This window comes from Streptomyces hebeiensis, from assembly GCF_052983195.1.
The window spans coordinates 2,401,463-2,418,762 of record NZ_CM129812.1 but is presented as its reverse complement, the minus strand read 5'-3'; the positions used below and the strand labels follow the sequence as shown (position 1 = coordinate 2,418,762).

Here is a 17,300-nt window from a genome sequence, read left to right as displayed (position 1 = left end):
TGGAGCTTCAGAGGAAATGAGCGAGACGAATCCCGCCGCCCCCGCCGAGCAGGCGGCGGCGCCGTACCGCTACACCGCCGCCATGGCGGCCGACATCGAGGCGCGCTGGCAGGACTTCTGGGACGCGGACGGCACCTATCAGGCGCCCAACCCGACGGGCGACCTGGCCGGTGACGCGGCCGAGGTGGCGAAGCCCAAGAAATTCGTCATGGACATGTTCCCGTATCCCTCCGGCTCCGGCCTGCACGTCGGCCACCCGCTGGGCTACATCGCCACCGACGTCTACGCCCGGCACCAGCGCATGACCGGGCACAACGTGCTGCACACGCTGGGTTTCGACGCCTTCGGCCTGCCCGCCGAGCAGCACGCCGTCGCCACCGGCACGCACCCCCGCGTCTCCACCGAGGACGCCATGACGAACATGGTGCGGCAGCTGCGCAGGCTGGGTCTGGGGCACGACAAGCGCAGGGCCGTCGCGACGATCGACCCCGACTTCTACAAGTGGACGCAGTGGATCTTCGTCCAGATTTTCAACTCCTGGTACGACGAGGACGCCGACAAGGCGCGCCCGATCGAGACGCTGGTGGCGCAGTTCGAGAGCGGGGAGCGCGCGACCCCTGACGGGCGCCCCTGGAGTGAGCTGAGCGCTGCAGAACGCGCCGACGTGCTGGGCGAGTACCGGCTGGCGTACGCCTCCGACGCACCCGTCAACTGGGCTCCCGGGCTGGGCACCGTCCTGGCCAACGAGGAGGTCACGGCGGACGGCCGCTCCGAGCGCGGCAACTTCCCCGTCTTCAAGGCGAAGCTGCGCCAGTGGAACATGCGCATCACCGCCTACGCCGACCGGCTGCTGAACGACCTGGACGCGCTGGACTGGCCCGAGGCCATCAAGCTGCAGCAGCGCAACTGGATCGGGCGCAGCGAGGGCGCGCGGGTCGACTTCCCCGTGGGCGACACGGGCTCGATCACCGTCTTCACGACCCGTCAGGACACGCTGTTCGGGGCGACGTACATGGTGCTGGCACCGGAGCACGACCTGGTCGAGAAGATCGTCCCGGCCGCCTGGCCCGAGGGCACGCACGAGGTCTGGACCGGCGGTCACGCGACCCCCGTCGAGGCCGTCGACGCGTACCGCAAGCAGGCCGCCGCCAAGTCCGACGTCGAGCGCCAGGCCGAGGCCAAGGACAAGACCGGTGTCTTCACCGGCGCGTACGCCACCAACCCGGTCAGCGGCGAGCCCGTTCCCGTCTTCATCGCGGACTACGTCCTGATGGGCTACGGCACCGGCGCGATCATGGCCGTACCGGCGCACGACAGCCGGGACTTCGCGTTCGCGCGCGCCTTCGAGCTGCCGATCCGCTGTGTGGTGGAGCCCTCGGACGGGCGCTCGGCCGATCCCGCCGAGTGGGACGACGCGTTCGCCTCGTACGACGCGCGGATCGTCAACTCGGCGAACGCGGAGATCTCGCTGGACGGCCTGGGCGTGACCGACGCCAAGGCCAGGATCACCGAATGGCTGGCCGAACGGGGCATCGGCGAGGGCACGGTCAACTACCGGCTGCGGGACTGGCTGTTCAGCCGGCAGCGTTACTGGGGTGAGCCCTTCCCGATCGTCTACGACGAGGACGGCACCGCGCACGCGCTGCCCGAGTCGATGCTGCCCCTGGAGCTGCCCGAGGTCGACGACTACTCGCCGCGCACGTTCGACCCCGACGACGCCGACACCCAGCCGGAGACGCCCCTGTCGCGCAACGAGGACTGGGTGAACGTCGAACTGGACCTGGGCCGGGGCGAGGGCGTCAAGCGCTACCGCCGCGAGACCAACACCATGCCGAACTGGGCCGGTTCGTGCTGGTACGAGATGCGTTACCTGGACCCGCACAACGGCGAGCGGCTGGTCGACCCGGACATCGAGCGGTACTGGATGGGCCCGCGGGAGGGCCGGCCGCACGGCGGTGTGGACCTGTACGTGGGCGGCGCCGAGCACGCGGTGCTGCACCTGCTGTACGCGCGCTTCTGGTCCAAGGTGCTGTTCGACCTGGGGTACGTCTCCTCGGCCGAGCCGTTCCACAAGCTGTACAACCAGGGCATGATCCAGGCGTACGTCTACCGGGACGGCCGAGGGATCGCCGTACCGGCCGCCGAGGTCGAGGAGCGGGACGGCGGGTTCTGGTACCAGGGCCAGAAGGTCAGCCGGGTCCTGGGCAAGATGGGCAAGTCCCTGAAGAACGCCGTCACTCCGGACGAGATCTGCGCCGAGTACGGCGCGGACACGCTGCGCCTGTACGAGATGGCGATGGGTCCGCTGGACGTCTCGCGGCCGTGGGACACGCGCGCGGTGATCGGCCAGTACCGGCTGCTGCAGAGGCTGTGGCGGAACGTGGTCGACGAGACGACCGGCGAGGCCACCGTCGTGGACGCCGAGCCCGGCGAGGAGACGCTGCGCGCGCTGCACAAGGCGATCGACGGGGTCGCGCAGGACATGGCGGCGCTGCGCTTCAACACGGCCATCGCCAAGATCACCGAGCTGAACAACCACCTGACCAAGGCGGGCGGCCCGGTACCGCGTTCGGTGGCCGAGCCGCTGGTGCTGCTGATCGCGCCCCTGGCGCCGCACATCGCCGAGGAGCTGTGGCGCAAGCTGGGGCATACCGACTCGGTGGTGCACCGGGACTTCCCGGTGGCGGACCCGGCGTACGTCGTGGACGAGACCGTGGTGTGCGTGGTGCAGGTGAAGGGGAAGGTGAAGGCGCGGCTGGAGGTCTCTCCCTCGGTGTCGGACGAGGAGCTGCGCGCGCTGGCGCTGGCGGACGACGGTGTGGTGGCGGCCCTGGGCGGCGCGGCGATCCGGAAGGTGATCGTACGGGCGCCCAAGCTGGTGAACATCGTTCCGGCCTAGTGCCGCGACCGGCAAGGTTTGCCCGTCAAGGAGCGGCGTCCGGTGCGTGTGATCGCAAGGCGGCCAGAAGTCCATGTAGCGGAGCTACCTGGGCTTGTGGCCAACGCGGCGAGCGCGCGTGCCGGGCGTCGCGACGGGGCAAACGTTGCCGGGAGGGGCACTAGGTACCGGCGCCGCCGGCGTCGGCCCAGGTATCGGCGTCGGCACCGGTGTGTCGTCACCGGTGCGGGGTCGGTGGGCAAGGGCTTTCCCCGGCGCACAGGGCTTTCCCCTACGGGCAGGTTGGGGGTTCTGGCGGAACCCCCGACCTGCCTGTGCCGTTTACGGTGTAAGGAGCGGAAGAAGCGGCATCGTGCGAAAGCGGTGATGCCGCCCGGTGGCCGGTCGGGGTGACCGGTCGGCGGTGGTGACGGGTTGCGAGCGGACCGCGCACCGGCGGTGGCGCGGTCGTGGGGCGATCGTGACGCGGCGGCGGGTGTACCGAGCGTACCGACTGCGAAGGGGCGTCCATGGAGGTCTTCCTGTTGGTCATGGCGGTGCTGTTCGTCGCCTTCGTCGCGCTGGGGGTGTTCGCGACGGTCAAGGCGGTGGGCGCGGCCAAGCGCGGTGTCGACCGCACGATCTCGAACGCCCGTCGGACGGTCGAGGACTCCACGCTGCGGGTGAGGAGCGCCGGACTGTCGGGTACGGCGGGTGAGCTCGCCCAACTGAGGCTGAGACTGCGGACGTCGATGCGGGCCACGCAGGACGCGTTGCACGCCGCGGTGGCACAGGACGCGTCCCTGAAGGAGTCGATCGGACTGTTCGAGCGGCTGAGCGCGCACGGCCTCGAGCTGGAGGACGAGCTGCGGCAGCTGGAGCGGGACCCGGACCGGGCGCGGGTGGCGGAGGCGCTGACGGAGCTGCGGGAGCGCACGGACCGCGTCACGCACGCGGCGGACTCGCTGCGCTGGGCCGTTCGGGACCGTGCGAGGAACTTCGCGGAGGACGACCTGGCGGCTCTGAGCGCGCAGATCGACGTGGAGACCGGGGCGCTGCGGCACTGGTCGTCGGCGGCCGAGCCGGGAGCGGAGCCCGGGCCCTGGACGGGCGAGGAACGGCGGCAGCGGCAGGGGGAGCGGTACGAGGAACGGCGGCGGACCGAGCCGACGGGCCCCGGCCCGGGGGCGTCCGGCCTCCGGGCGTCCGACGGCGCAACACCCGGTGGGACGTCGGCCGACGGTCCGCAGGCGATCGAGGCGCCCGACCCACGGCTGCGGGCGACGCACCCATGGCAGAAGCGTCCCGCGGGCCGGTCCCGGCCCGAGCCGCAGCCGCAGCGTCGGCCCGACTCCAGGCCGGACGCCACGAACTGACCGGGCACGGGCGTCGGGGCTCCCTGCCCCGGACCGGGGGCCGGCTTGCGCGGAGGCCGTGGAATGATCACTGAGGCGGGGTCGGACTCCCGGGCCGGGACGGCGACGGGTAACCTCCCGCTCATGTCCCCCCATGTCGCCATCGTCACCGATTCCACGGCCTACCTGCCGCCCCGGGCGATCGAGCGGCACGGCATCACCGCGGTGCCGCTGACCGTCGTGCTCGGCGACCGTGCGCTGGAGGAGGGCACGGAGATCTCGGCCCGGTCGCTGGCCCAGGCGCTCCAGAAGCGGCACTCCGTGACGACGTCCCGGCCGAGCCCCGACATGTTCGCCGCCGCGTACCGCGCGGCGGCCGGGGCCGGGGCGACAGGAATCGTCTCGCTGCACCTGTCCGCCGAGATCTCCGGAACGTACGACGCGGCCGTGCTGGCGGCGAAGGACGCGCCCGTGCCGGTGCGGGTGGTCGACACCGGCACGGTGGCGATGGCGCTGGGCTTCTGCGCGCTGGCCGCGGCCGGGGTGGCCGAGGGGGGCGGCACGCTGGACGAGGCGGTGGCCGCCGCGGAGAAGCGGTCGGCGGGCACGTCCGCGTACTTCTACGTCGACACGCTGGACTATCTGCGCCGGGGCGGCCGTATCGGCGCGACCCAGGCCTTGCTGGGCTCCGCGCTCGCGGTGAAGCCTCTGCTCACCCTGTCCGACGGGCGGATCGATCTGCTGGAGAAGGTCCGGACGGCCTCGAAGGCCATCGCCCGGCTGGAAGAGATCGTGGTGGAGCGGGCGGGCAGTGGCGCGGTGGACGTCGCCGTGCACCATCTCGCGGCGCCGGAACGGGCGGCGACGCTGGCGGAACGGTTGCGCGAGCGCGTGCCGGGCCTGGTGGAGTTGCATGTCAGCGAGGTGGGCGCGGTGATCGGCGCACACACGGGGCCGGGTTTGCTCGGAGCCGTGATCTCGCCGCGCTGAGGCCGGTCCGACCCCGGTCCGAGGCCGCGTCGAGAACCGCGCCGAGGCCGCTCGGAGAGCGTCGCACCGGCGGCCCGGCCACGCTTACGGGTGACCGAGTTATCCACAACGGCCGAGTTGTCCACGGAAATCCGGGCTGCTCGGCGGGTTCGGCCGGAGATGTCTACGGTCTTGAGCCATGACGCTGCGAACACACTCCGTAACCAGTGGTCCCGGCCGTGCACCGGGTTCCGACGGCCGTGCCCGCCATCGCGGACACGGCGCCCCGCTCCGTCTCGGCGCGGGTGGCCGGAAGGGGTCGCGTGCGCCGCACGGTTCGCGTGGCCGCCACGGGGCGGGGCAGGGCCTGCCGTCACGCGGTACGGCGCTCGCACGGATGGCGCGGACGAGCGGGACCACGCGGCGAGGCAGGCGGGGAGGCACGGGACCGCCGGGGGCCGACACGGCCTCGCGCCGCCGTGCGGACGCCCTGTTCGCCCGCGCCCCGGGCGTCGGCCCGGCGGATCCGGCGCCCGTCCTCCTCGGGGGAGGGGACGGTCGCCCGGACCGGTCGGCCCGCGCGCGGGAGGACGAGGTGATCGCCCGCGGCGAGGGGGCGTCGGCAGGCGGCGGGGCGCGTGCCCGCGGAGACGGGCACACGGTGGACCGGGGCGACCGGGGCGATGAGGGCGACGAGCGCATGGGCAGCTCCCGTGGGGTGGACGGCGACGAGCCGGCCGGGCGGGAGAAGCCGGACCGGGCCGGTGGGATGCCGCGCCTGAGGGAGCGGCGCGAGTCGCTCGGCCTGGCACTGCGGGAGCGGATGCCGGTGTGGCTCCAGCTCCGGTGCGGTCTGGAGCCGAGAGCGCTCGGCGCGCTGTCCGTGGTGCTGGTGGCGGCGGCGGTCTTCGCCGTCCACCACTTCTGGACCGCGCGGCCCGGTGCCGTGCGGGCGCCGGAGACGGTCAACGCCGAGGACCTGTCGCCTATGACAGCACCGGCGGCGTCCGTTCCGCCCGGTGCGGCCCCGGACGCGACCCCCGCCACACCCGGGATGCCGGCGGACCGGCGGGACGCCTCGCCGGGGGCGGGCGCGCGCGTGGTCGTCGATGTGAACGGGGAGGTGCGCCGGCCCGGCGTGCTGCGGCTGCCGGCCGGATCGCGGGTGGCCGACGCGCTGCGCGCGGCCGGAGGTGTCGAACCCGGCGCGGATGTCACCGGGCTCAACCGGGCCCGGGTGCTCAACGACGGGGAGCAGGTCGTCGTCGGTGTGACGGCACCGCCGGGAGGTTCTGGTACCGCCGGCGCCGGTTCCGGAGGGTCCGCGGGCGTGGGCGCCGGCGGCGGTGGCGGTACGGGACCGGGGGCGCCGGTGAGCCTCAGCACCGCGACGGTGGACCAGCTCGACACGCTCCCCGGGGTCGGGCCGGTGCTCGCGCGGCACATCATCGACTACCGCGCCCGGCACGGGGGCTTCCGGTCGGTGGAGGAGCTGCGCGAGGTCAACGGCATCGGTGAGCGCAGGTTCGCCGACCTCCAACCGCTCGTACGGCCATGAGGCGCCCCCTGGTCCACGCCGCGGCCGGACACCGCCTGGGCTCGGCCGACCCGCGGCAGGAGGGCCCGGCCGACCTCCGGCTGGTGCCCCCGGCGCTGGCGGCCTGGGCCGCGGCGGCCGTCGCCCTCGGCGTACCCGGCCGCTGGACCGCCGTCGGCACACTGCTCTGCCTGGCGGGCGGGGGGTTCCTGCTGGCGTGGACGGCGGGCCGCCGGCCCCGTGCGGGCGGGCCCCTCACCGGTGTGGCGGCCGCGGGCGTCCTGCTCTGCGCGGCGGCCGGGGCGGCGTCCGCGGGGCTGCACGGCGCGGACACCCGCAGGGGGCCGGTCCCGGACCTCGGGGAGCGGTATGCCCGGGTCACCGCCGAACTGACGGTCACCTCCGACCCACGGGCCTCCCGGCCACGGGTCGTCGGGGACCGGACGACACCGCGGAAGTACGTGCTGGGCGCCGAGATCACTCGGGTCAGGGCGCCCGGCGGGGCCATGACCAGCGGCCGGACGCCCGTTCTGGTGGTCGTCACGCCCGGGGAGCACGCGGGGCGGTGGCAGCGGCTGCTGCCGTCCACCAGGCTGCGACTGGCGGGGCGGCTCTCGCCGCCGCGGCACGAGGGCGAGCGCCACGCGGCGGTGTTACGGGTCACGGGGAGCGGACCACCGTCGGTGATCGGCGGGCCGACGCGTGTGCAGCGCGTCGCGGGCGGGCTCCGCGCGGGGCTGCGCGAGGCGACGGACGGGCTGGCTCCCGACGCCCGCGCCTTGTTGCCGGGCCTCGTGATCGGAGACACCTCGCGGGTGGAGCCCGAACTGCACGACGCCTTCACGGCGACCGACCTGACGCACTTGCTGGCCGTTTCGGGAAGCAACCTGACCGTCGTGCTCGCCCTGTTGATCGGGCCGCCGGGCCTGGCCATCCGGGCCGAGCGGCGCGGGCTCGCCCCACGGCTGAGGATTCCCCTGCGGTTCACGGCGCTGCTCGGCGGGGCGCTCACCCTGGCGTTCGTGGTCGTGTGCCGGCCGGAGCCCAGCGTGCTGCGTGCGGCCGCCTGCGGTCTGATCATGCTGCTCGCCCTGGGGACCGGCCGGCGCAGGTCCCTGATCCCGGCCCTGACCGCGGCCGTCCTGCTGCTGGTGCTCTACGACCCCTGGCTGGCGCGCGGCTACGGCTTCCTGCTCTCCGTACTGGCGACCGGCGCGCTGCTCACGCTCGCGCCGCGCTGGAGCGCCGCGCTGAGGCGGCGCGGGGTGCCGGACCGGCTGGCCGAGGCGCTCGCCGCGGCCGGGGCGGCGCAGGCGGTGTGCGCGCCCGTCGTGGCCGTGTTCGCCGCCCGGGTCAGCCTCGTCGCGATCCCGTGCAATCTGCTGGCCGAGCCGGCGGTGGCGGCGGCCACGGTCCTGGGCTTCGCGGCCCTCGCCCTGGCCCCGCTGGCGCTGCCGGTGGCCGAGGTGGTGGCCCGGTGCGCCGGCTGGCCCGCGTCCTGGATCGCGACCGTCGCCAGGACCGGGGCCGGGTTGCCGGGGGCCGAGGCCGGCTGGCCGGGCGGCTGGCGGGGCGGGCTGCTGCTGGCCGCGCTGACCGTGCTCGTCCTGCTGGCCGTCCGACGGGTCCCGCGCCATCCCTGGGCGGCGTGCGCGTGTGCGGTGCTGCTGTTGCTCGCGGTCCTGCGGCCGCCGCCCGTCACCCGGTTCGTCACCGGCTGGCCGCCGCCCGCGTGGTCGTACGCGATGTGCGACGTCGGCCAGGGGGACGCGACGGTGCTCGCGGCGGGGGAGCGGACGGCCGTGGTGGTGGACGTGGGGCCCGATCCGGCCGCCGCCGACCGCTGTCTGCGCGAACTGGGCGTCACCCGTGTCCCGTTGCTGCTGCTCACCCATTTCCACGCCGACCATGTCGCCGGACTGCCCGGTGCCCTGCGGGGCCGGGCCGTCGGCGCGATCCAGACGACGGGCACGCACGTTCCTTCGGAACAAGCGGAGTTCGTCCGCAGGACCGCCGCGGCGGCGGGGGTGCCCGTCGTCCGGGCCGGGGCCGGTGAGCGGCGTCGGGTCGGACCGCTCAGTTGGTGGGTGCTGTGGCCGTCGGCCGGGGCGGGGGCACCGAGGGCCCTTCCGCCGGAGGCGAACGATTCCAGCGTCACGCTGTTCGTACGGATCGACCGGGGGCCCACGCTCCTCCTCCCCGGCGATCTCGAACCACCTGCCCAACGGGCTCTGGCGCGCGCGTATCCGGCGCTGCCCCCGGTGGACGTCCTGAAGGTCGCGCATCACGGCTCGCCCTTCCAGGACCCGGGCCTGCTGCGTGCGGTCAGGCCACGGCTCGCCCTGATCTCCGCCGGCCGGAAGAATCCCTATGGGCATCCGGCTCCCCGTACCGTGGCCGCGCTACGGGCCGGGGGAGCCGCGGTGCTGCGCACGGACAGGGACGGCCCGATCGCGGTGACGGGCAGTGGCGCCGCGCTGCGGGCGGTGCCGCGTGGCCGGGGCGGTCCGGCGGCCGGCGCCCGCGATCCACCGGGCCGGGTACGGCCGGGAGACCCTGGCGAAGGTCCCGGAGAGTAGTCCCGGAGAGGGGGCCGGAACGGTGCGTAACGCCCGAGGAGGGCTACTGGCGGTAGTTTGCCTCGAACGGGGCAAGAGTGATCGAATGCCTATTCGTCATGGGCCGCCGTCCGATCCGGTGCCTACCTCGGCGCCGAGCAGTCCTGCCGTGTGCGGCCACGCCGATTCCGATCGCACAGGGGTACGCACGCCATGATCAGCCGCCTTCTCGGCAGACGGTCCGCCGCTCACGACAGACACAACCCGCTCGCGGGACTGTCCGTGCCACCCGGCGCGGGCCTGCTCACCTGCCGGGTCCTCGACCCCGTCGGCGAGCCGGTGGGCCAGGCCGAGTTCAGGGTGAACGACAGCAAGGGCCGCAAGATCGTGAGCGGTGAGACCGACCCGTTCGGGACGCTGGTGGCGCTGGTGCCCTTCGGCGAGTACCGGCTGGCCGTCTCCGCCGAGAGCTTCGTGCCGTACCGGGGCAACGTGTGGATCACCGACGGCGGGCAGCCGACGGGGCTCGGGGACGTCGTCCTCCAGATAGCCCCCTCGCTCCCGCTGCCCCGGCCGGGCGACTGGGAGATAGAACCGGCCCACTCGCGGATCGGCTTCATCGCCCGGCACATCGGACTGGCCCGGGTCCACGGCCGGTTCGACAACTTCGCGGGGGCGATCCGCGTCGGCGAGACGATGGAGCAGTCGGCGATGCACGTCGTGATCGGTGCCGCGTCGATCGACACGAGCGTGCGGATGCGGGACGACCATCTGCGCTCCGCCGACTTCCTCGACGTGGAGAACTATCCGACGCTGGAGTTCTACAGCGACCGTTTCGCCCACCGGGGCGGCAACAACTGGGCCATCACCGGGGCGCTCACCCTGCACGGTGTGACCCGTACGGTCACGCTGGACGCGCAGTACCTCGGCATCGGCAACGGGATGGAGGGGGAGACGCGGGCCGCCGTGCGGGCCAGTACCGAACTGCACCGGGAGGACTACACCGTCAACTGGCAGTCCATGCTGGCGCGGGGCATCGCGGTGGTCGGCTCCAGCATCAAGGTCGAGCTCGACATCCAGATCGTGCCCAAGGCGGGCCGGGCCTGAGCGGTGCCGGGCCGGCCGGACGCGTCGGCGGGGCTGGGAGAATCACGGCCGTGAGCGATGTGAGACATGTGCTGGTGCTGCCCGACCGTGACGCGGCGGAGGAGGTGGCGGAGGCCCTCGGCGAACGGTTCGGGGTGACCGAGGAGCCTCAGCTGGTCCGGGACGCGCTGGCCGGGGAGGACGACGCCGAGGACGCCCAGTGGCTGGTGGTGGTCGAGGACCCGGAGGCGCGGATGGACGCGGCCGCGCTGGACGCGTTCGTGGCGGACTGGGAAGGCTGGCGGGAAGCCCCGTAGCCCGCCCCGTGGCTCCGGTCGCCCGTCGCCCGTCGGCCGGCTGCTGGCGCGGGACCGTTCGCCGCGGAGGCGTTCGCCCGCACTCGCGGCGGTCGTGCGTGGCGGGGCCGCCCGCCGCCAGGCCATTCACCGTCGGGACGGCGGCCGCCGCCCACCGGCGCGGACCGGTGCCGCGCGGCACCAGGCGCGTTCCCGGGGCCGGACGTGGCTGTCGGTGGGCCGTGAGATCGTGGACGGCGATGGCCACGAGAAAAGCTTCCACCGACGATCCGCTCGCCCCGCTCACGCTCGCCGTGGGGCAGGAGGACCTGCTGCTCGATCGCGCCGTGCAGCAGGTGGTCGCGGCGGCCCGAGCCGCCGACGCCGACACGGACGTGCGCGACCTCACCGCCGACCAGCTCCAGCCGGGCACGCTCGCCGAACTGACCAGCCCGTCGCTGTTCGCCGAGCGCAAGGTCGTGGTCGTACGCGACGCGCAGGACCTGTCGGCCGACTCGGTCAAGGACGTCAAGGCGTATCTCGGCGCCCCGGTCGAGGAGATCACCCTCGTACTCCTGCACGCCGGAGGCGCCAAGGGCAAGGGCCTGCTGGACGCGGCGCGGAAGGCGGGCGCGCGCGAGGTCGCGTGTCCCAGAACGACCAAGCCGGCCGAGCGGCTGACCTTCGTCCGGTCCGAGTTCCGCGCGCTGGGCCGGTCGGCCACGCCCGAGGCGTGCCAGTCCCTGGTCGACTCCATCGGCAGTGACCTGCGGGAGCTGGCGAGCGCCGTCTCCCAGCTCGTGGCGGACGTCGAGGGCACGATCGACGAGGCCGTCGTCGGCCGCTACTACACCGGCCGGGCGGAGGCGTCCAGCTTCACCGTGGCAGACCGCGCGGTGGAGGGCCGGGTGGCCGAGGCCCTCGAAGCGCTGCGCTGGTCGCTGTCCACCGGTGTGGCACCGGTCCTGATCACCAGCGCCCTCGCCCAGGGCGTCCGCGCCATCGGCAAGCTCTCCTCCGCCCGGGGCGGCCGCCCCGCCGACCTGGCCCGGGAGCTGGGCATGCCGCCATGGAAGATCGACCGGGTGCGGCAGCAGATGCGCGGCTGGAGCCCGGACGGTGTGGCCGTGGCGCTGCGGGCCGTGGCGGAGGCCGACGAGGGCGTCAAGGGCGGCGGGGACGATCCGGAGTACGCGCTGGAGAAGGCGGTCGTCACGGTCGCCCGAGCGGCCCGCTCCGGCCGCGCGCGCTGAGCCGTCGCCGACCCCTGGTCCGGAACAGCCACGGGCCCCGGCGCCACCCTGGGGAAGGGTGGCACCGGGGCCCGTGACATCAACAGTCTGCTGAACTCGCACCCGCGTGGCGAACGCTGTCGCGTGCGAGTTCGGGGGCGCCGGTCAGGAGCGGTAGAGAGGGCCCGCTGAGTCCCTTCCGGCGGTCAGATCAACTGCGCTCAGCCCTGGAGGGAGGCAACCTTGGAGGCCAGCGCCGACTTCTTGTTGGCGGCGGCGTTCTTGTGGATGACGCCCTTCGAGGCAGCCTTGTCGAGCTTGCGGGACGCCTCACGAGCGGCCACGGTGGCCTTCTCGACGTCGCCCGCCGCGACCGCCTCGCGGGTCTTGCGGATCGCGGTCTTGAGCGACGACTTGACAGCCTTGTTGCGCAGGCGTGCCTTCTCGTTGGTCTTGTTCCGCTTGATCTGGGACTTGATGTTCGCCACGTTATGAGCCTTTTCAGCTTTGGTTTGAGCCTGGTGTCAGCTTCGATCGCGCCGTGCCGCACCCGCCGGGCCCGTCGAGCTTGTCATGCTTGGGCTGCTCGTCGTGCCTGACGTGGTGCCGAGCCGGTCGCGTGTGCCGCGGTCTGCTCGACGTGGTGCCTCACGATGCGTCGTATCGAACCGGTCCCGGGCCGAGACGGCACGGGACGCAGCTGTTCAGGCTAGCAGTGACCCCGCGACCGGCCCAAACCGGTCGCAGTCCCGCCTCCATGGGACCATGGAGCCTACGTATCGATCCGAGTCGACCCGAGACGAGACGCCGCGCGTCTCAAGAATCAGGACCCTGCGTGCCCGCGATCCCCATCAACGTGCCCGAGCCGAGCCGTACGGACCCGGCGCTGATCCGCAACTTCTGCATCATCGCGCACATCGACCACGGCAAGTCGACGCTCGCCGACCGGATGCTCCAGCTGACCGGAGTCGTCGAGCAGCGGCAGATGCGCGCCCAGTACCTCGACCGGATGGACATCGAGCGCGAACGCGGTATCACGATCAAGTCCCAGGCGGTCCGGCTGCCCTGGGCGCCCACCACGGGGGAGGACGAGGGCAGGACCCACATCCTCAACATGATCGACACGCCGGGCCACGTGGACTTCACCTACGAGGTGTCCCGTTCGCTGGCCGCCTGTGAGGGCACGGTCCTCCTGGTGGACGCCGCGCAGGGGATCGAGGCGCAGACCCTCGCCAACCTCTACCTGGCGATGGAGAACGACCTCACCATCGTCCCGGTGCTCAACAAGATCGACCTGCCGGCGGCCCAGCCGGAGAAGTTCTCCGAGGAACTGGCGAACCTCATCGGCTGTCAGCCGGAGGACGTGCTCAAGGTCTCGGCGAAGACCGGCGTCGGCGTGGACGCGCTGCTGGACAAGGTGGTCGCGGACGTCCCCGCGCCGGTCGGCGTCAAGGACGCGCCCGCCCGCGCGATGATCTTCGACTCGGTCTACGACTCGTACCGGGGCGTCGTGACCTACGTCCGGGTGATCGACGGCCAGCTGAACAAGCGCGAGCGCATCCGGATGATGTCCACGGGCGCCACCCACGAGCTCCTGGAGATCGGCACCAACTCCCCGGAGATGCTCCCCGCCGACGGTCTCGGCGTCGGCGAGGTCGGCTATCTGATCACGGGCGTGAAGGACGTGCGCCAGTCCAAGGTCGGTGACACGATCACCACCTTCAGCCGGGGTGCCACCGAGCCGCTGGGCGGCTACAAGGACCCCAAGCCGATGGTGTTCTCCGGCCTCTACCCGCTGGACGGCTCCGACTACCCGGAGCTGCGTGACGCCCTCGACAAGCTCCAGCTCAACGACGCCGCGCTGGTCTACGAGCCGGAGACCTCCGCGGCCCTCGGCTTCGGCTTCCGCGTCGGTTTCCTCGGCCTGCTGCACCTGGACGTGATCCGCGAGCGGCTGGAGCGCGAGTTCGGTCTCGACCTGATCGCCACCGCGCCGAACGTCGTCTACCGGGTGCTGATGGAGGACGGCAAGGAGCACACGGTCACCAACCCGAGTGAATTCCCCGAGGGGAAGATCGACTCGGTGCACGAACCGGTGGTGCGGGCGACGATCCTGGCCCCGAGCGAGTTCATCGGCTCGATCATGGAGCTGTGCCAGAGCCGGCGCGGCACGATGCTCGGCATGGACTACCTCTCCGAGGACCGCGTCGAGATCCGTTACACGCTGCCGCTCGCGGAGATCGTCTTCGACTTCTTCGACCAGCTCAAGTCCAAGACCCGCGGGTACGCCTCCTTGGACTACGAGCCCACCGGCGAGCAGACCGCCCACCTCGTCAAGGTCGACATCCTGCTGCACGGCGACAAGGTGGACGCCTTCTCCGCGATCACGCACCGGGACCAGGCGTACGCCTACGGGGTACGGCTCGTCGCCAAGCTGCGCGAGCTGATCCCGCGCCAGGCGTTCGAGGTGCCCGTCCAGGCGGCCATCGGCTCCCGGGTCATCGCCCGGGAGACGATCCGCGCCATCCGCAAGGACGTGCTCGCCAAGTGCTACGGCGGTGACATCTCCCGTAAGCGGAAGCTGCTGGAGAAGCAGAAGGAAGGCAAGAAGCGGATGAAGATGGTCGGCAGCGTGGAGGTCCCGCAGGAGGCGTTCATCGCCGTGCTGTCCAGTGACGACGCCGCGGGCGGCAAGAGCAAGAAGTAGAAAGCGACGCGGGAACGAGTCTTCGGGGGGAAGGGTCCCGGCGCCACGGCGCGGGGGCCCTTCCCCCTTACGCGACGGGCGAGCGCCCCTTAGTCTGTGCGCACCCGTGGTAGTTACCCGTCAGTTAGTACCCGTCAGTCAGTTACCGGTCGGTTGGTTGCCGGCAGGGTCATTCACTCGTCAGTCACGCAGCGCGGAGCCGGTCCCGGAGGATGTCGTGAGCGACACACAGAACTTGATCGAGAACCGGCCGCCCTCGGTGGCGACCCTCTTCATTGAGCGCGTGGCGGCCACGCCGGACGGGGAGGCGTACCGCTATCCGGTCCCGCCGGCCGGTGGCGAGGGGCCCTCGGAGTGGCGCTCGCTGAGCTGGGCGCGGGCCGCGGAGCGGGTGTACACGATCGCCGCCGGCCTCATCGCCCTCGGCGTCCGGCCGGAGGAGCGGGTCGCGCTCGCCGCCGCCACCCGCGTCGAATGGATCCTCGCGGACCTCGGTGTGATGTGCGCGGGCGCCGCCACGACCACGGTCTACCCCTCCACCAACGCCGAGGAATCCGCGTACATCCTCGCCGACTCCGGAAGCCGGGTGCTGATCGCGGAGGACGCCGCCCAGCTGGCCAAGGCCCGGGAGCGCCGGGCCGAGCTGCCGGACCTCGCGCACGTCGTCGTGATCGAGTCCGCCGACGCGCTGCCGGCCGAGGGCGACCCGGAGGGCTGGGTGCTCTCCCTGGCCGACCTGGAGGCGCGCGGCTCGGAGTACCTGGTCGAGCACCCGGAGATCGTCAAGGAGCGGGTCGGCGCCATCACCTCCACCCAGCTCGCCACCGTCATCTACACCTCCGGCACGACCGGCCGCCCCAAGGGCGTACGGCTGCCGCACGACAGCTGGTCGTACATGGCCCGCGCCATCGAGGCCACCGGCCTGGTCCTCGCCGACGACGTGCAGTACCTGTGGCTGCCGCTCGCGCACGTCTTCGGCAAGGTGCTCACCTCCGGGCAGATCGCGGTCGGCCACGTCACGGCCGTGGACGGCCGGGTCGACAAGATCATCGAGAATCTGCCCGTGGTCCGGCCGACCTATATGGCGGCCGTGCCCCGCATCTTCGAGAAGGTCTACAACGGGGTCGCCGCCAAGGCCAGGGCGGGCGGGCCCGCCAAGTACAAGATCTTCACCTGGGCGGCCGGCGTCGCCCGCGAGTACGCCAAGGCCGCCCAGGAGAACTTCCGCCGTACGGGCACCCGGTCCGTCCCGTTCGCCCTCGGCGCGAAGCACCGGGTGGCGGACGCGCTGGTGTACGCCAAGCTGCGCGAGGCGTTCGGCGGCCGGCTGCGTGCGGCCATCTCCGGCTCCGCGGCGCTCGCGCCCGACATCGGCTACTTCTTCTCCGGCGCGGGGATCCACATCCTGGAGGGATACGGCCTGACGGAGACCAGCGCGGCCAGCTTCGTCAACCCGGGTGAGGCGTACCGCACCGGTACGGTCGGCAAGCCGCTGCCCGGTACGGAGGTACGGATCGCCGACGACGGGGAGATCCTGCTGCGCAGCCCGGGCGTGATGTCCGGGTACCACGGGCTGCCCGAGCAGACCGCGCAGGTGCTGGAGCCCGACGGCTGGTTCCACACCGGAGACATCGGCGAACTGTCCGTCGACGGCTATCTGCGGATCACCGACCGCAAGAAGGACCTCATCAAGACGTCGGGCGGCAAGTACATCGCCCCGGCCGAGATCGAGGGCCAGTTCAAGGCGGTGTGCCCGTTCGTCTCCAACATCCTGGTGCACGGGGCGGGCCGTAACTTCTGTACGGCGCTGATCGCGCTGGACGAGGCCGCGATCATGGAGTGGGCGGCCGAGAACGGGCTGGGGGGCAGGTCGTACGCCGAGGTGGTCGCCTCCCGGCGGACCGTGGAACTCGTCGACGGCTATGTGCGGCGGCTCAACGAAGGACTCCAGCGCTGGCAGACCATCAAGAAGTTCCGGCTGCTGCCGCGCGACCTGGACGTCGAGCACGGCGAGCTGACGCCGAGTCTGAAGCTCAAGCGGAGAGTGGTCGAGCAGGAGTACGAGGTCCTGATCGCGGAGATGTACGAGGGCGCGCGGGAGGCCTGACGAGCCAGGGTCATCGGTTCGCGCCGCCCCCGGAGCGTACGGTCCGCGGTCCGTGTCGCCCGGGGGCGTACCGCCGCGTGCGCAGGGCCGGTGGTCGTCGGCGCGTCGGGTGCCGTGCGGCCCCGGGGTGAGTTGCCTCCGTCCTGTGCCGTTCCCCGTCGTACCGCGTGGTGCGTAGCGAGTCCCGTCCGTCCGGTCCGGCCGTGGTGCGTGGCGCCTCCGGCTCGTACCGTACGGCGCCCGTACCGCCGCGGGCCGTGGCTCGTCGGGCGTACGCCCCGTGCCCGTACCGTTCCGCCCGTACCGCACGGCTCCGCCGTCCCGCCTCCGGTCCCGCTCCGCGGTCGAACCCCTTTGGAACACCGTGTCCGACGGTTCGTGACCGGGGCGCCGTCCGGGGCGTGCGCTACCACCAAACCTTGGTCAATATCTGCCCACTTCCATGACTCGGCGCGTATGGCCGCCTTCCGTCTGTCACTCTGGCGGGATCGTAAGCGGCACATCGCCAGAACCGGATCAGGAGCCGCAGTGGGGCCCATTCCGACTCCGCGCGAGTCCCTTCACCGCCCGGCATC

Annotated in this window: 11 protein-coding genes; 10 read left to right on the top strand and 1 reads right to left on the bottom strand. The window is 72.6% G+C overall.

Translation table 11 applies throughout. From position 1 onward, the window contains the following. Nucleotides 1-16: 16 nt before the first annotated feature. The 8 genes from leuS to holA all read left to right on the top strand — a co-directional run bounded on the left by leuS (nt 17) and on the right by holA (nt 11,932). Complete coding sequence (gene leuS / locus ACU6P3_RS10310) at nt 17-2,899, top strand: leucine--tRNA ligase (protein WP_447196858.1); 2,883 nt, start codon at nt 17-19, stop codon at nt 2,897-2,899. A 509-nt stretch (nt 2,900-3,408) separates the two neighbouring features. Beyond that, a complete protein-coding gene (locus ACU6P3_RS10305; protein ID WP_447196857.1) occupies nt 3,409-4,254 on the top strand; it encodes a hypothetical protein in 846 nt (281 codons plus the stop codon). A 123-nt stretch (nt 4,255-4,377) separates the two neighbouring features. Next, on the top strand, nt 4,378-5,223 hold the full coding sequence (locus ACU6P3_RS10300) for a DegV family protein (RefSeq protein ID WP_447196856.1): 846 nt from the start codon (nt 4,378-4,380) through the stop codon (nt 5,221-5,223). Nucleotides 5,224-5,902: 679 nt separating this feature from the next. Beyond that, nucleotides 5,903-6,760: a ComEA family DNA-binding protein gene (locus ACU6P3_RS10295; protein ID WP_447196855.1), complete on the top strand. Its 858-nt coding sequence runs from the start codon at nt 5,903-5,905 to the stop codon at nt 6,758-6,760. Next, the gene (locus ACU6P3_RS10290) at nt 6,757-9,318 is read left to right on the top strand and encodes a ComEC/Rec2 family competence protein (RefSeq protein WP_447196854.1); all 2,562 of its coding nucleotides are present in this window, start codon (nt 6,757-6,759) and stop codon (nt 9,316-9,318) included. The genes ACU6P3_RS10295 and ACU6P3_RS10290 overlap by 4 nt, the downstream gene beginning before the upstream one ends. Before the next feature lie 192 nt (nt 9,319-9,510). Continuing rightward, the gene (locus tag ACU6P3_RS10285) at nt 9,511-10,404 is read left to right on the top strand and encodes a YceI family protein (RefSeq protein WP_447196853.1); all 894 of its coding nucleotides are present in this window, start codon (nt 9,511-9,513) and stop codon (nt 10,402-10,404) included. A gap of 50 nt (nt 10,405-10,454) precedes the next feature. After that, a complete protein-coding gene (locus ACU6P3_RS10280) occupies nt 10,455-10,700 on the top strand; it encodes a hypothetical protein (protein ID WP_344275484.1) in 246 nt (81 codons plus the stop codon). 239 nt (nt 10,701-10,939) lie between these two features. Next, a complete protein-coding gene (gene holA / locus ACU6P3_RS10275; protein ID WP_447196852.1) occupies nt 10,940-11,932 on the top strand; it encodes a DNA polymerase III subunit delta in 993 nt (330 codons plus the stop codon). Nucleotides 11,933-12,132: 200 nt separating this feature from the next. On the opposite strand, the gene rpsT is transcribed toward holA, so the two are convergent. Continuing rightward, nucleotides 12,133-12,399, bottom strand: a complete 267-nt coding sequence (gene rpsT, locus ACU6P3_RS10270) for a 30S ribosomal protein S20 (protein WP_344275478.1) — start codon at nt 12,397-12,399, stop codon at nt 12,133-12,135. A gap of 347 nt (nt 12,400-12,746) precedes the next feature. Between rpsT and lepA the strand changes: the two genes are divergently transcribed. Then, nucleotides 12,747-14,618, top strand: a complete 1,872-nt coding sequence (lepA, locus tag ACU6P3_RS10265) for a translation elongation factor 4 (protein WP_447196851.1) — start codon at nt 12,747-12,749, stop codon at nt 14,616-14,618. A 217-nt stretch (nt 14,619-14,835) separates the two neighbouring features. Beyond that, nucleotides 14,836-16,725, top strand: coding sequence for an AMP-dependent synthetase/ligase (locus ACU6P3_RS10260; protein WP_447196850.1), 1,890 nt, complete (start codon nt 14,836-14,838; stop codon nt 16,723-16,725). Nucleotides 16,726-17,300 lie beyond the last annotated feature (575 nt).